Source organism: Enterobacter cloacae, from assembly GCF_013375935.1.
Classification (GTDB): domain Bacteria; phylum Pseudomonadota; class Gammaproteobacteria; order Enterobacterales; family Enterobacteriaceae; genus Enterobacter; species Enterobacter pasteurii.
Genome location: NZ_CP056117.1, coordinates 3,356,822 through 3,370,178 on the forward strand (window position 1 = coordinate 3,356,822; position 13,357 = coordinate 3,370,178).

Annotated in this window: 13 protein-coding genes; 5 read left to right on the forward strand and 8 right to left on the reverse strand. The window is 57.8% G+C overall.

The window, feature by feature from the left end; genetic code table 11:
- Positions 1–59 precede the first annotated feature (59 nt).
- On the forward strand, positions 60–1,484 hold the full coding sequence (patD, locus tag HWQ14_RS15790; protein ID WP_176610236.1) for an aminobutyraldehyde dehydrogenase: 1,425 nt from the start codon (positions 60–62) through the stop codon (positions 1,482–1,484).
- 36 nt (positions 1,485–1,520) lie between these two features.
- Here patD and HWQ14_RS15795 read toward each other — a convergent pair whose 3' ends face one another.
- The 3 genes from HWQ14_RS15795 to HWQ14_RS15805 are packed head-to-tail and all read right to left on the reverse strand — an operon-like array spanning position 1,521 to position 2,414.
- Positions 1,521–1,703 carry a DUF1869 domain-containing protein gene (locus HWQ14_RS15795; RefSeq protein ID WP_003856955.1) on the reverse strand — a complete coding sequence of 61 codons (183 nt, stop codon included), beginning with the start codon at positions 1,701–1,703 and terminating at the stop codon, positions 1,521–1,523.
- A gap of 3 nt (positions 1,704–1,706) precedes the next feature.
- A complete protein-coding gene (locus HWQ14_RS15800; RefSeq protein ID WP_176610237.1) occupies positions 1,707–2,060 on the reverse strand; it encodes a DUF1971 domain-containing protein in 354 nt (117 codons plus the stop codon).
- A 27-nt stretch (positions 2,061–2,087) separates the two neighbouring features.
- On the reverse strand, positions 2,088–2,414 hold the full coding sequence (locus tag HWQ14_RS15805; protein WP_148419755.1) for a DUF1971 domain-containing protein: 327 nt from the start codon (positions 2,412–2,414) through the stop codon (positions 2,088–2,090).
- A 244-nt stretch (positions 2,415–2,658) separates the two neighbouring features.
- On the opposite strand from HWQ14_RS15805, the gene HWQ14_RS15810 reads away from it, so the two are divergent.
- Entirely contained in the window at positions 2,659–2,832 is a 174-nt protein-coding gene (locus HWQ14_RS15810; protein ID WP_148419756.1) for a GhoT/OrtT family toxin, read from the forward strand.
- A gap of 86 nt (positions 2,833–2,918) precedes the next feature.
- On the forward strand, positions 2,919–3,677 hold the full coding sequence (locus HWQ14_RS15815) for an alpha/beta fold hydrolase (protein ID WP_176610238.1): 759 nt from the start codon (positions 2,919–2,921) through the stop codon (positions 3,675–3,677).
- A gap of 32 nt (positions 3,678–3,709) precedes the next feature.
- On the opposite strand, the gene HWQ14_RS15820 is transcribed toward HWQ14_RS15815, so the two are convergent.
- From HWQ14_RS15820 to HWQ14_RS15830, 3 genes are read right to left on the reverse strand one after another with little or no spacing between them, the layout of a single operon-like run.
- Positions 3,710–5,884, reverse strand: coding sequence for a virulence factor SrfC family protein (locus tag HWQ14_RS15820; protein ID WP_176610239.1), 2,175 nt, complete (start codon positions 5,882–5,884; stop codon positions 3,710–3,712).
- Positions 5,881–8,862 (reverse strand): virulence factor SrfB, encoded by a 2,982-nt coding sequence (locus tag HWQ14_RS15825; RefSeq protein WP_176610240.1) that lies wholly within the window; start codon positions 8,860–8,862, stop codon positions 5,881–5,883. The genes HWQ14_RS15820 and HWQ14_RS15825 overlap by 4 nt, the downstream gene beginning before the upstream one ends.
- A 4-nt stretch (positions 8,863–8,866) precedes the next feature.
- Positions 8,867–10,186 carry an SrfA family protein gene (locus HWQ14_RS15830; protein WP_176610241.1) on the reverse strand — a complete coding sequence of 440 codons (1,320 nt, stop codon included), beginning with the start codon at positions 10,184–10,186 and terminating at the stop codon, positions 8,867–8,869.
- A gap of 282 nt (positions 10,187–10,468) precedes the next feature.
- Between HWQ14_RS15830 and HWQ14_RS15835 the strand changes: the two genes are divergently transcribed.
- Positions 10,469–12,067 (forward strand): ABC transporter substrate-binding protein, encoded by a 1,599-nt coding sequence (locus tag HWQ14_RS15835; protein ID WP_176610242.1) that lies wholly within the window; start codon positions 10,469–10,471, stop codon positions 12,065–12,067.
- 50 nt (positions 12,068–12,117) lie between these two features.
- Positions 12,118–12,351 carry a YdcY family protein gene (locus HWQ14_RS15840; RefSeq protein ID WP_148419761.1) on the forward strand — a complete coding sequence of 78 codons (234 nt, stop codon included), beginning with the start codon at positions 12,118–12,120 and terminating at the stop codon, positions 12,349–12,351.
- 2 nt (positions 12,352–12,353) lie between these two features.
- Here the strand turns inward: HWQ14_RS15840 and HWQ14_RS15845 are convergent, their stop codons facing one another.
- Both HWQ14_RS15845 and HWQ14_RS15850 read right to left on the reverse strand, forming a co-directional pair.
- Positions 12,354–12,803 (reverse strand): DMT family transporter, encoded by a 450-nt coding sequence (locus tag HWQ14_RS15845; protein ID WP_176610243.1) that lies wholly within the window; start codon positions 12,801–12,803, stop codon positions 12,354–12,356.
- Positions 12,800–13,318 (reverse strand): GNAT family N-acetyltransferase, encoded by a 519-nt coding sequence (locus tag HWQ14_RS15850; protein ID WP_148419763.1) that lies wholly within the window; start codon positions 13,316–13,318, stop codon positions 12,800–12,802. The genes HWQ14_RS15845 and HWQ14_RS15850 overlap by 4 nt, the downstream gene beginning before the upstream one ends.
- Positions 13,319–13,357: the final 39 nt, after the last annotated feature.

Genomic DNA, 13,357 nt, shown 5'->3' on the forward strand with positions numbered 1-13,357 from the left:
TAGCCCGGCAATACGCGTGCTGACAGCGAAAATAATGTCGACTTCAACAGGACAATGCTATGCAAAATCTACTGCTGATTAATGGTGAACTGGTGGCCGGCGAAGGCGAGGCGCAGGCGGTTTACAATCCTGCCACGGGTGAGGTGTTGCTGGAGATTGCTGAGGCGTCGGCCGCTCAGGTGGATGCTGCCGTCCAGGCTGCCGATCGTGCTTTCGCTGAGTGGGGCCAGACGACGCCGAAAACGCGCGCCGAATGCCTGCTGAAGCTGGCGGATGTAATCGAAGCCAATGCCGACGCGTTCGCGCAGCTGGAATCACTTAACTGCGGGAAACCGCTGCATTGTGCCCTGGGGGATGAAATTCCGGCCGTCGTCGATGTGTTTCGCTTCTTTGCCGGGGCCGCCCGCTGCCTGAATGGTCTGGCCGCGGGTGAATACCTTGAGGGACATACCTCAATGATCCGTCGCGATCCGGTAGGCGTTGTCGCCTCCATTGCCCCGTGGAACTATCCGCTGATGATGGCGGCGTGGAAGCTGGCGCCCGCGCTGGCCGCCGGAAACTGCGTGGTGATCAAACCTTCGGAAATCACGCCGCTGACGGCGCTGAAGCTGGCGGAACTGGCGAAGGACATCTTCCCGGCAGGGGTGCTGAACGTGCTGTTTGGTCGCGGTAAAACCGTGGGAGATCCGCTGACCGGTCACGAAAAAGTGCGCATGGTTTCGCTTACCGGCTCTATCGCCACCGGGGAACATATCATCGGCCATACCGCTTCCTCTATCAAACGGACCCATATGGAGCTGGGCGGCAAAGCGCCGGTCATCGTCTTTGACGATGCGGATCTGGATGCGGTGGTTGAGGGCGTGCGCACGTTTGGCTTCTACAATGCTGGTCAGGATTGTACCGCTGCCTGTCGTATATACGCCCAGAAGGGGATTTACCCCGCGCTGGTCGAAAAGCTGGGCGCCGCCGTCGCCACGCTGAAGATGGGTGCGCCGGAGGATACGTCTACGGAGCTTGGCCCGCTCAGCTCAGCAGCGCATCTTGCTCGCGTGTGTGCAGCGGTGGACGACGCCAAAGCGCTGAGTCATATTCGCGTGGTCACCGGGGGCGGCAAGAGAGAGGGCGCGGGATATTACTTCCAGCCAACGCTGCTGGCCGGGGCGAGGCAGGATGACGCTATCGTCCAGCGGGAGGTGTTCGGGCCGGTGGTCAGCGTGACGGAGTTTGAGGATGAAGCGCAGGTGCTGGAATGGGCTAACGATTCCCGGTACGGCCTGGCATCCTCCGTCTGGACGAAAGACACAGGGCGTGCGCATCGGCTCAGCGCGCGGTTGCAGTATGGCTGCACCTGGGTCAATACCCATTTTATGCTGGTGAGCGAAATGCCGCACGGCGGTATGAAGTTATCAGGCTACGGCAAGGATATGTCGGTCTACGGGCTTGAGGACTATACGGTTGTGCGACATGTCATGATAAAGCACTAAGCCGTCTTGCCCGGCGCAAACGCCGGGCAGATCTGCCTACCAGCCACACACCTCGTGCTCATTCTCCGTATCGTAGGCGCGAACGGTATTCACCAGGTCCTTCACCACGTCAGCCGCGACGTCGGGGATTAACAGCTCCATCGGCGCTTCTGTCTCATAATCTACCGACACGCCGTTACTGTTGTTTGTAACGGTCACGGTATAGGTTGCCTTACCCATCACTTACTCCTTATGCGTATTAACCACTTTACCAATGCCCGCACCGCTGAGCGTGACGGCAGGATCGGCGAAAAAGTCGATATTAAAATAGGTATCGTCGGTCAACAGCTCAATGCGGTGCCATTTTTGCGGCGGGGAAATCCCGAAGGAACCGGCTTCAATCACCACTTCCAGGTCCGGTTCGGCAGCATCGCTATCGGCGAAGCCATAGTAACGCACCGCGCCCTGCATGACGGACAGACGACCGAAGACGCCAGCTTTCGTGTTGTGATGGGTGAAGAGCGCTTTTGGGGCGGTCTCTTTATTCCAGAACGGCGTCGAGCGGGTGTGAACAAAGTTTTCAGGAATACGTAACATAATAGTTTCCTTCATGTCGTCAGGCACCTAAAGGGACTTAAGCACCTCTGGTTCAACAAAGAATTCAATATTGAACAACGTGTCGTCGGTCATCACTTCAATATGGTGCCATCTCTCAGGGGGGAAAACGCCGAAATGACCGGCTTCAATGACGAGTTCGCTGTCAGGCTCGGGCGTGAACTGATCGGCATAGCCAAGATAACGCACCGCGCCACGCATCACCGAAAGGCGAGGGTAAACGCCCGGGCGCGTGCCCGTATCGAGGTGACGCTTAAAAATACCGGCGGGTGCCGTCTCTTTGTTCCAGAAAGGTGTGGAACGGGTGTGAATACAACTCTGCGGAATGCGTAGCATGTTTCCTCCCTTAATAGCCTGTGCTAATTAGAACGCGTTCCGCCGGAGTAAATTTATCAAAAAGTGCATTTTTAATGCATGTTATTACCAATAGCCGTTTTGCTTCCCCCCGCGTTGTTACACAAGGTACTCAGTTGTTATTATCCATAATATTTAAGTGGTTATGATGTAACGAAAAAACTTGATCTGCGTCAACATATGCCGCATATTGCGTGCGGTTATTTTTTCGGCTCAGGTAAACAGAATGACGTTGTATCAAAAGATGTTGGTGTTTTACGCAATCATGGCCTTCATCTGCGCATTAATCACCTGGTTCCTGTCAAAAGATCGTAAGCGCATTCGCCTGCTGAGCGCCTTCCTGGTGGGTTCCACCTGGCCGATGAGCTTTCCTGTTGCGCTGTTGATCTCACTTTTCTGAAGCACGTTTCCAGATTCTAAATCAGAACATAGCATTTCAAACATAGAGACTGTATAAATAAACAGTTCGTTGTAAAGGGAGTGCTTATGAACAGTTTTTATTCGCAGCATGCCGGTTGTACTGTGCGCTGGCTCGATCTTCCCGGTTCAGGTGAGCCTGTTGTATTTATCCACGGATTAGGCTGCGCCTCTTCGTATGAGTATCCACGCATTGTCTGTGACACCCGGTTTGGAGATCGCAGAGCCATTCTGATCGATCTTCCCGGCAGCGGTTACAGTGAGAAACCTGAAAAGTACCGTTATCGCACAAGCGAGCAGGCGCAGGTGGTAGTTGAACTGTTAAACCATCTCGGCCTGGACCATTTCTGGCTCTATGGCCATAGCATGGGAGGAAGCATTGCTATTGAAACGGCAGTGCTATTACAGCCGCGCGTTAAGGGATTAATCGTTTCTGAACCCAATTTTCATGCGGGCGGTGGAATATTCAGCCGATCTATTGCGGCCCAAGCAGAACAACGGTTTCTGGAGCAGGGATATAATGAAATGCTTCGCGCAGAAACGTCGCCATGGGCTGGAAGCCTTCAAAGCAATGCCCCCTGGGCCGTTTGGCGCGGCGCAACGAGCCTGGTAGAGGGGGTAAAACCTGACTGGGAAGACAAGTTCTTGTCGTTAACCTGCCCGATAACGTTAGTTTTCGGTGAATGGTCACTTCCCGATGAAGATTTTAATCGCCTGCAACAAAAAGGCGTGGCGACAAAGATTATACCCAATGCGGGCCATTCAATGTCCTGGGAAAATCCTTCTGCGTTAGCTCAGGCTTTAGCCAACTTCTTTGATGGTAAGTGAGCGTTAGCCCGCACTTCTGCGGGCTGAGGTGATTAAGGCAGCAGGGTTAATAATTTCCTGCGCGCAGCAGGCTGCACGTCGTGAGGACACTGGTAATCCACGTTCTCAATGGCGCGGGTGTAGAGCGCAACCAGCCAGTCATATACATAGGCTGTCGCCGCATGAACGGGCTGCTCGCCCAGTCGGGTGAGGCGTGGAGAGGCGCTGCTGACCACCGGGGTCACAAAAATTGGCTGTCCTTTACGGATCCGGCTTGCCGGACGCTCAGAGACCGCGGTCAGATCGTATCCCAGCCAGCCGATGAAATTGCCTGTGGCGGCGTGCAGCTGCGCAGCGCTGCTTTTATCCGTTTCCACAATACGTTGCAGCTGCAGCGGCAGGTTCAGGCGGTAGCTGGTGACGATAAGCACATCGGCAATATGCTGTAAAATCGCAGGATCCAGGCCCAGACGGGCCGCTGCCGCGTCGTTGCGGCTCCACTGACGCAGATGGTTAACCCAGACGCTATGCGCCAGCCGCGCCCTGTCTTTGGTCTGAGTCGCACCTGTGCTTTCGTGCGTCTCTTCTGCGAACAGGTCGATAACATCATTAAACAGGCCGTTGACCTGCTCCTCGCGAGGCTGGTGAACCGTCAGCAGCGTTTCAAATGCCTTTAACGGCGGAAGAAGACCGTCAAGCAGCTCACCGTGGCGGGCAGCGCTGCCTTGCAGCGTTCGCACCATTTTTTCGGCCTGAGAGCGTCTTTGATCCGGCGTCTGCGTAAGCGGCGCGAGGTACGGCTGCATCAGCGCAGACAGCTCCTGTCGCAGCAGCGATTTCAGCGCGTGGAGTCGCTTCTGCCGCTGCGCCGGCAGGGTAGCCTGCGATAGCCATTCAATCACTCTTTGCATGCTGTGGTTATCCAGCGCCTGCAGCGTCCCCCAGCGCAGTCCCGGCTGACCCAGCAGCTGCTGAACGGCTTCGTCAAGATTCTGCTTTGTGGTGAATCGCGCATCGTGAGGGGTAATGGCCCACACCAGGCCCGGCAGCGCGGACTCCTCGCCAGGCTGCGTCTCTTTTACCCAGTTTTGCAGGATCCTGGCCGTCTTCGCCGTCTGCTGGTGGCGCGCCGTCGCGTTGCAGATAACCAGCACGTCCGGCTGGAGCTGCTGGCGATAATGCTCCAGCAGCCACAGGGATTTAGCCTGGTGCATCAGCGGCGTGTTGTCGTCAGAAATGGCTGGAATATCAATAATATCCACGCTGTCCAGTACGGCACCCTCAACGGGCAGCACCAGTTCGCGGGTGAGAAACGCCAGCACGTCGACAGGAAGGCTGATGGCATTGAGCATCTCGCCATTTTCCAGAGGGTGAAGGAGCGTTTCCTGCGCTTCCGGTGCGCTTAACGCCCCAGGGGTCAGGAATCCTTCACACGGCAGACCGAAGCTGTCCATCAGCAGACTCAACGGCGCAGCAAGCGTGCCGGCATGGCTGGTTTGATGAAGCACATGGGCGAGCTTAAGCCACTGCTGGGTTAGCTCCTGCTGCTCACCCCACAGCAGAGACCAGACGCTGGCGCGGGTGCTGAGATCGAGCGACGGCACGAGCAGCGCAAACTGATACCACAGGGCATCGTCAACGTGCTGTTTTGCACCCGGTACCATGCTCTGCCAGAAACGGGCGACGGCCGCGACGTCCTGCGCCGTCATTCCCGGCACGCTCTGCGGCTGGCGCAGGGCACGCCACTGTTCAAGGCGGGCTTCGATAACGGATTTTTCAACCGGGCGGATCTGCGGGTGCAGGGTGGTTCGCGCAATGAAAAGCTGTACCAGCTCGGCTTCCGTCACCAGTGCGATCCGCAGCGGAAACGCATCATCGACGATCTCACTGGCCGTTCTGCTGAAACGAACGGCCATATTGGTCGGCGCGTTTCCGGGATTGATATGCGAGAAGTAGTCAAACGTGCGTTGACCCGGCATAACGTTCAGCCGTTCGTTGCCGTTGCCGCACAGGGACGCGAGCAGGTGCGCTTTCGCCGCCTGAGAGTGACCGTATAAGCCCACGGTGCTCTGGCTGATAAGCGCGCGATCGAGCGCCTCCTCACGCGCGCGCGCTGCGTTGAGACGCGCAAGCAGGGCATCGGCTTCGTTATCCAGCATCGGGGCGTGCTGTCGCGTCTCGTTGATCCACCCGATTAAGGCCTGAGTGGTGGCAGTCGTCGCAGTCATTTCAGGTATACGCTCCCGCTGTCGATCCAGTAGTGGCTGCCGCTGTGTCGGCGATCGGCCAGAGTATTCAGTTTAAAGGTCAGAGCATCCGGCGGCACCGGCGTACCGTCCTGTAGCCAGGCTTCGCTCAGCTCGAAGGATTCCGGACCTTCCTGCCTGTTACCGCCCCGCAGCTTCAGGCGCACGTTCAGCACGCCGTCACCCGCAATGGTTTTCGCCAGCTCGGCCGAGTTAATGCTCAGGGTATAGAGCGGCGTCGCGGGCCAGCGGGCGTTTGCCAGCTGCCGGAAGCCGAGCGTGACGTTGCCGCGCAGCGGGAAGTGCAGGCGGGCATCCAGTTTCGCGCCGGGCTTATCGAGGTCGATATCGTGATACCAGACATTCTCTTCCCGCAGGGTATTAACGGTGTTATCCAGCACCCCCAGATAGCGTACCGTGGAGTACGCGCCGATATCCGCCGCCTTAAAGTTAAAGCGCGGCAGGCGCAGATCCAGCGCAAGGCTACAGAGCATCGCGCCGACGGCGGCAGTCGATTTCGGATTGCCGATCCGTCCCTGCTGGCTGAACGGATACCATTCATGAACCTGATACTTATCCAGCCAGACGATGCGGTTGACCGGCACCGGCTGCAGGTGGCGAATCAGTGCCTGAACGCCCGGCAGGCAGCCCGGGCGTCCGGTGATCAGCAAAATATCGCAACCGTAATGCGAGATGGCCTCACATACCGCATGAAGCGGGGCGGCAAGCGTGAACTGGCCCGCCAGCATGGCGTCCTGCATCTCACGGAAGTTGACGTGCACCGGCACGCTGAACAGGTCGAACGTTTCCGAGCCAGCCGGCAACGCGTGGTCGATGGCCTGCTGGAGATAATTCATCACGTTACGCGTTGGTTTTTGCGTAAGCAGATCGCCAAAGGTGGCGTGCAGCCCGGCCAGCGGATCGTCAACGTCGCTCGTTTCCCACGCCGCAAGGATCGCGTGGCCGATCGGCATAAAGAGCTGAAGCGCGGTTTGCTGACGCAGTACCGCCTGAGTATCGATCCGACCGGAGTCACCGAACAGGGATGCCATCAGCAGAGAGGCGTCGGCTAAGCCGGATTTCTGAAGCTGGGTTTGCAGCGCGGGCAGCACGTAGCGCTGGATCACGTCGAGCAGGGTATCGTCACCGGCAACCTTAAACCCTTCGCGGAACAACAGCTGCGGGGTAATTTTGACGTTATTCCCGGAACCATCGTCCAGCTGATAGTGCGTGATGGCCATATCCGTCGTGCCGCCGCCGATATCAATCGAGGCTACGCGCAGCGCGCGTCCCGGCTGGACCCCCGGCTCTGGCGCGCGGTCCGGACGGGCGAGGGAGGCAAAAAACGCCTCGGTCTGGCCGCCGAAGCGGGAAATGGCTTCGTTGTACAGCCACACCAGCTGGCCGCAGCTGGCCTCGTCCCACTCCATCTGGATCTCAGGTACCGGAACCACGCTTTTTTCCTGCTGCCTGCGGCTGGCAAAATCTTCATCCTGCGGATGCCAGCCCATCGCTTTCCAGACGATGGCGATGGCTTCGAACATGCGGCGGCGGAAGATCTCGCGCTCCTGTTTCGGCATCGCCGAAGGCAGGGTCAGGATCAGCGTGCGCAGCTGGCGGGGTGACGCCGGAAAACCGAGCCGCAAACGCGTAGCCACGCTGTTAATCTGCCCCAGCGCCTGAGCCAGCAGCTCGCAGAGCATGTGCGTCATCAGGGTGCTGCGGCTGTACTGCGGCGAGAAGACCGGCAGGCGCTCATCCGGCGGCAGGGTAAAAAGCGGTTCCCCGTCATCGTTCATCAGGTTCATCAGCGGGAACGCGGTGGCCAGCGGTTCGCGCTGGGTTTTGCCGTTCATCTGGCTGAAGCGCCAGTCCTGCACCACCGGGGTCTCATCCCACAGATAACGACGCGGGCTGGAAATTCCGCTGTTGCCTTCGGTGCCCAGACGCTGCATTGCCAGCTTACGCGCCTCATCACCCACGCGGACAATCGACGGCCAGACGAACGCATCCTCCCGGCCGCTTTCCACGGAGAAGTGCTGCTTGCCAAAACGCGCCTCCGAAAATTCGAGGCGGCTGGTAAACAGCGGCTCGTTCAGGAACTGCGGCTCGCTCAGGGAACGTACCTGGAGTTCAGCCGTCTGACGCAGGCCGTCGTTAGCGTCTCCGTGATCTTCAATAATCACGCCGCAGGTATGGGTGTTCCCCACGTCGAGGATCAGATCGACAGGAATGGCCGGGGTGCTCAGGGTGTGCGTGACAAACTTCACCTCCGGCACGGTGAGCTGTTCACCGAGCATGGAGAGCAGGTTGAGCCAGTGCGCCTGATACTCGAAGCTGCGCATGGCCTGATGCAGCTCGCGCTCGGCGCGTTTTTCAACCCCGTCAGCATACTGTGTGAAGGCTTCACGCAGCCAGCCGTCAATCCAGGTCTGGTCCAGGAAACTCTCAACTTCACTATCGCGCCAGGCGAGGGCGAAACGCGTGCCGTTCAGGATATCGTTTTCAACCGGCGACAGGGCGGAGGTTGCATGTTCCGCGATCTGGCTGTCGAGCGCGACGGTGACGCGGTGCGTATTGCCTGCGGCGTCGGGCGCGGACAGTTTGCGCACCTGCACGCGGGCCCAGTTATCCGGGCCATCTACAAACGTTCTTGGCGGGTTAAAGCGCAGGAAAGGGAGCGGCAGCCAGATGCCGTCCAGCACGGTCAGGGAATCATGCAGCGAAATCGTGCTTTCAGGCTTAACCACTTCCGGCTGTCCGCCATCGGCGGCGGGCAGGGTGTAACGGCCATTTACCAGATCAAAATTCAGGCGCAGCAGCGGGCCATTTGCCGTTTTACGCACGAACCGCCCGTTGCTGGCGGTGTCCTGCGGGGTCAGGCCAAAATCAAGAAACTGCACGCCGCTGTTAGCGATAAGCGTAACGCTCTGTTTGTAGTCGCAAAGATTAACCAGCATAGGATCAGGCACCTGCTTTCTTAAACGTCAAAGGAACGACGGTGTTGGCATCATAACGTGCCGTGCATTCCGCCACGTCGCTGGTTCCCGCCTTGCAGGCCACTTCCGGCATCGGATAACGCGAGCCGTCGGTGCAGCGTGCGTTACCGCGCGTTTTGATCAGCAGCTCGCCGTTGCTGTGTAAACCGGAGAAGACCTCTACGCGGCACACGATGTTGTCGCCATGCACCACCCGGGCAAACCCTTTGTTGTTCTGGATCTGGTAGCGCAGCGACGGCGGCTTACCGGTGAGCGGATCCTGCACATCCAGGAACGCGCGCCAGGTGCCGTTCAGGAAGCGCGTTAACCCGGCCTTGACCTGGTTTGCCTCCATTACCATGGCATCTTTCGGGATAGCGGTAATCACCACCGGCTCCGCAGCGGGAGCCGGGGTTTTAACCTTTGGCTCCACCACCTCGGCCTGGTGCAGCGGGAGCGTCAGCTCAAGCGGCTTCACCGTTTTCACGGGCGCTGGCGCAATGGCGACCGGGGCTGGCGCGGGCGCTGCGGTCGGGGCCTGTTTCGGCCAGAGCAGCGGGGCGGCAATGGCCGCGATAGCGACGGCAGCAACCGGCAGCAGCCAGAGGGGGGAGCGACGTTTTTTTTGCGTGAGAGCAGGGGCCGGCTCTGGTGGCTCAACGTTCACGCGGGCAGGCTCTGGCGTATACAGATCATCTTCGGTGATACGTACAGCGGTGGCTTGCGCGATAAGCGGCGCATCGGCCTGCTCAAAGGTGACTACCGGCGCAGGCTCGGGTTCTGGCTCCGGCTCCTCGATTATCACCGGTGCAGGTTCAGGGATAAGCGATTCGCGCAGGCAGCCAAGCACGTCGTCCCGCGCGCTCTCGTTGAGGTTCACAAAGCCCCAGAAGCAGATCACCGGCCTGCCGTTCACCAGAAACACGAAGTTTTCACCGGGGAACTGGAAGGCTTTTGAAAGCAGAGAGCCAAACAGCTGCTGGGCGGTTTTAGGCGACTGGAGGCATTTTTTACTCAGCGATTCCACGCTGGCGAGCGTATTTTCAAGGTAGCGCAGGGCGCGATAGCGGTCATCTTCGTTCGCGGCCTTCCAGCCTGAAACGGTTCCCTCTATCGGCGAGTACCAGTCAACGCGGTCGCCGCCGTCATTGACCTGCGGGATAGCCAGGCAGTCAACGATGGCCTGCTGTTTGCGTAACCGGAGCGCTTCGCGGATTTGCAGCGCTGATTCAAAAACGGCCTGTCCGCCGCCGCCAACGGCCTGAAAATCATCCAGATTACCGCTGCGTAAAAGTGTTTTTGCCACGATTTGGTCCTGTAGACTTCTTCACGCCGTTACTTTAGCTAAACGAGAAAGCAAACAAACGGCTGAGGAGACGGCAAAAGGGACGATTTCTTGCGGCATTGATCGTGGCGGTTGTGCTTGACGAATAACGAACCTTAAGGCAAATCGCTTTCGTCATGCTGGTGCTAAAACCGGCGAAATGTGCGCCTTTAGAATAACCTGATAGTGATTCGTTATTTGTCAGGTTAAAACGGCTGTGCTGTTATTACGGTTCACTATAATAAAACCGAAAGGGTAATAACTATGTCTACAGGGAAAACATTGCTCGCGCTGGCGCTGAGCGCGCTGCTGCCGGCAAGCGCCGCATGGGCTGCAAATAATGACACTATTATCTACTGCTCCGAGGCGTCGCCGGAGTCGTTTAACCCGCAGATCGCCAGCTCTGGCCCGTCGTTTGTCGCCAGCTCGCAAACGCTGTATAACCGCCTGATAAACTTCGATCCGGTGAAAAATACGCCGGTTCCCTCGCTGGCAGAATCATGGACTATTTCACCTGACGGCAAAACCTATACCTTTACGCTGCGTAAAGGGGTGAAGTTCAACAGCAATAAGTACTTTAATCCTACGCGTGATTTTAATGCTGATGACGTTATTTTCTCCGTTATGCGTCAGAAAGACCCTAAGCATCCGTATCACAATGTTTCGCAGGGCAATTACGAATACTTTAACGACGTGGGCCTCGACAAGCTGATTCAGGATGTGAAAAAGCTCGATGATTATCACGTCCAGTTCACGCCGAGCGAACCCAATGCGGCTTTCCTGGCCGACTGGGGGATGGACTTCGCCTCGATCCTCTCCGCCGAATACGCGGACGCCATGCTGAAAAAGGGCACGCCTGAAAACGTAGACACCTGGCCAATCGGCACCGGGCCGTACGTGCTTCAGCAATACAAGGTGGACTCGCTGATCCGCTACGTTGCCAACCCGAACTACTGGGACGGTGAGGTGCCGACTAAACACCTTATCTTCTCCATTACCCCTAACGTCGAAACGCGCCTGGCGAAGCTGCAGACTAACGAATGTCAGATTATCCCCGCGCCGTCGCCGGTGCAGTTTGATGTGATTAAGAAAAATAAAGACCTGGCGCTGCACTCGGTGGAGGCGCTGAACGTGGGATACCTGGCGTTTAATACAGAGAAAAAGCCGTTTGATAACATGCTGGTGCGCCAGGCGCTGAACTACGCGACCGATAAAAAAGCCATCGTCAATGCTGTCTTTATGGGGTCTGGCACGGTAGCCAAATCGCCGATCCCGCCGAACATGCTCGGCTTCAATAAAGACCTTCAGGATTACGGCTACGATCCCGAGAAAGCAAAAGCGCTGCTGAAGCAGGCTGGGCTTGAAAAGGGCGCAGAAGTGACCCTGTGGTCCATGCCGGTTCAGCGCCCGTATAACCCAAATTCCCGACGCATTGCGGAGATGATCCAGGCCGACTGGGCGAAGGTGGGGGTGAAGGCAAAAATTGTGTCATACGAGTGGGGGGAATACCTCTCCGGCATGCGTAAAGGCGAGCATGACTCCGCGCTGTTCGGCTGGATGTCTGACAACGGCGACCCGGACAACTTCGCCGACGTGCTGCTGGGCTGCAACAGCATAAAAACCGGATCCAACGCCGCACGCTGGTGTGATAAGGGTTATGATGATCTGGTGCAAAAGGCCAAACTGACGAGCTCCGCGGACGAGCGCGCGAAGCTGTACGGTCAGGCCCAGGAAATTTTCTACCAGCAGGCGCCGTGGATCGCGTTAGCTAACGGCAAAACCTTCTATGCGACCCGCAGCAACGTCACGGGCTACAGCGTGAGCCTGATGGGCAGTGATTTCTCAAAGGCGAAGATAAACTGAGGTCTTGCCCGGTGGCGCTACGCTTGCCGGGCATTAACGGAGGAGTGACAATGTCACATTTAAGCGACGTGATGGCCCGCGTTGATGCTGCCATCGAAGAGAGCGTTATCGCGCACATGAATGAACTGCTGATTGAACTCAGCGACGATACCGCGCTTAGCCGTGAAGAACGTTACACCCAGCAGCAGCGCCTGCGCACCGCAATTGCGCATCATGGCAGGCAGCATAAAGAAGAGGCGGAAGCGCGCCTTGCCCATCTCACGCAGGGCGGTACCATTCTGTAGGGTTAAAACTGGCGCCGCGCCACCAGCCAGGCGCCGACCACCAGCATCACCGCGCCGCACGCCGGGCCAACCAGCGTCCGCAGCGGTACGCCGCTGCTTCTGAGGACGTCCAGCACCAGGCCGCCTATCAGCTGGCTTGCCACCAGAACGGCGATTGTCGTCGCCGCGCCCACGTTCTGGTAGCCGCTAATGCTGGCAAAGACAAAGAATGACCCGAGCAGGCCGGGAATCAGCGTCCACCAGCGCACCGTCGAAGCCAGTTCGCTAAACCCCGCCATGCCATTCTTAATCAGCAGAATGCTGACAAACAGCACAATCCCCACCAGCGAGTTAAGCAGCATGGCGATAAGAATGGTGGAGGAGGACTGCGTAATGCGCACCATTAAGGTGTTTTGCACGACCAGCCCGATGCCGGCAGCCACCAGGAACGCCAGGGTCAGCGACTGGTTCATGGGAGCACATCCGGATCGCTGCGCTCGTCGAGCTGAAGCTGCATAAAGGTTAAATCCAGCCAGCGGCCAAATTTGGTGCCTACCTGCGGCATCCTTCCGGTGGTGACGAAGCCCAGGGTTTCATGCAGATGAATCGACGCCTGATTTTGCGCCTCAATACCGGCCACCATCACATGCTTGCCGATCTGACGGGCTTCGTCGATCAGGGCCTTCATCAGCAGCCGCCCAATGCCTTTGCCCTGATGGTCGGGGTGAACGTACACCGAGTGCTCAACCGTATGGCGAAAACCGTCGAACGCCCGCCAGTCGCCGAAAGAGGCATAACCCGTCACCACGCCGTCTTCTTCACTGACCAGCACCGGATAGCCCATCAGCTTGCGCGCTTCGAACCAGGCGATACGGTTATCGGTATCGACGGTCGTATCGTTCCAGATGGCGGCAGTATGCAGCACCGCATGGTTGTAAATCTCTCCGATAGCGGCGCAATCTTCTTTTAGGGCATGACGAACGATCATGGCGGGTCCTCTGGCTGTGTTGTTCACTATAGTAGTATG

What these genes read in the sequence shown, in the direction of transcription:
- patD (WP_176610236.1), top strand. Translation starts at nt 60, where the DNA reads ATGCAAAATCTACTGCTGATTAATGGTGAACTGGTGGCCGGCGAAGGC.
- HWQ14_RS15795 (WP_003856955.1), bottom strand. Translation starts at nt 1,703, where the DNA reads ATGGGTAAGGCAACCTATACCGTGACCGTTACAAACAACAGTAACGGC.
- HWQ14_RS15800 (WP_176610237.1), bottom strand. Translation starts at nt 2,060, where the DNA reads ATGTTACGTATTCCTGAAAACTTTGTTCACACCCGCTCGACGCCGTTC.
- HWQ14_RS15805 (WP_148419755.1), bottom strand. Translation starts at nt 2,414, where the DNA reads ATGCTACGCATTCCGCAGAGTTGTATTCACACCCGTTCCACACCTTTC.
- HWQ14_RS15810 (WP_148419756.1), top strand. Translation starts at nt 2,659, where the DNA reads ATGACGTTGTATCAAAAGATGTTGGTGTTTTACGCAATCATGGCCTTC.
- HWQ14_RS15815 (WP_176610238.1), top strand. Translation starts at nt 2,919, where the DNA reads ATGAACAGTTTTTATTCGCAGCATGCCGGTTGTACTGTGCGCTGGCTC.
- HWQ14_RS15820 (WP_176610239.1), bottom strand. Translation starts at nt 5,884, where the DNA reads ATGACTGCGACGACTGCCACCACTCAGGCCTTAATCGGGTGGATCAAC.
- HWQ14_RS15825 (WP_176610240.1), bottom strand. Translation starts at nt 8,862, where the DNA reads ATGCTGGTTAATCTTTGCGACTACAAACAGAGCGTTACGCTTATCGCT.
- HWQ14_RS15835 (WP_176610242.1), top strand. Translation starts at nt 10,469, where the DNA reads ATGTCTACAGGGAAAACATTGCTCGCGCTGGCGCTGAGCGCGCTGCTG.
- HWQ14_RS15840 (WP_148419761.1), top strand. Translation starts at nt 12,118, where the DNA reads ATGTCACATTTAAGCGACGTGATGGCCCGCGTTGATGCTGCCATCGAA.
- HWQ14_RS15845 (WP_176610243.1), bottom strand. Translation starts at nt 12,803, where the DNA reads ATGAACCAGTCGCTGACCCTGGCGTTCCTGGTGGCTGCCGGCATCGGG.
- HWQ14_RS15850 (WP_148419763.1), bottom strand. Translation starts at nt 13,318, where the DNA reads ATGATCGTTCGTCATGCCCTAAAAGAAGATTGCGCCGCTATCGGAGAG.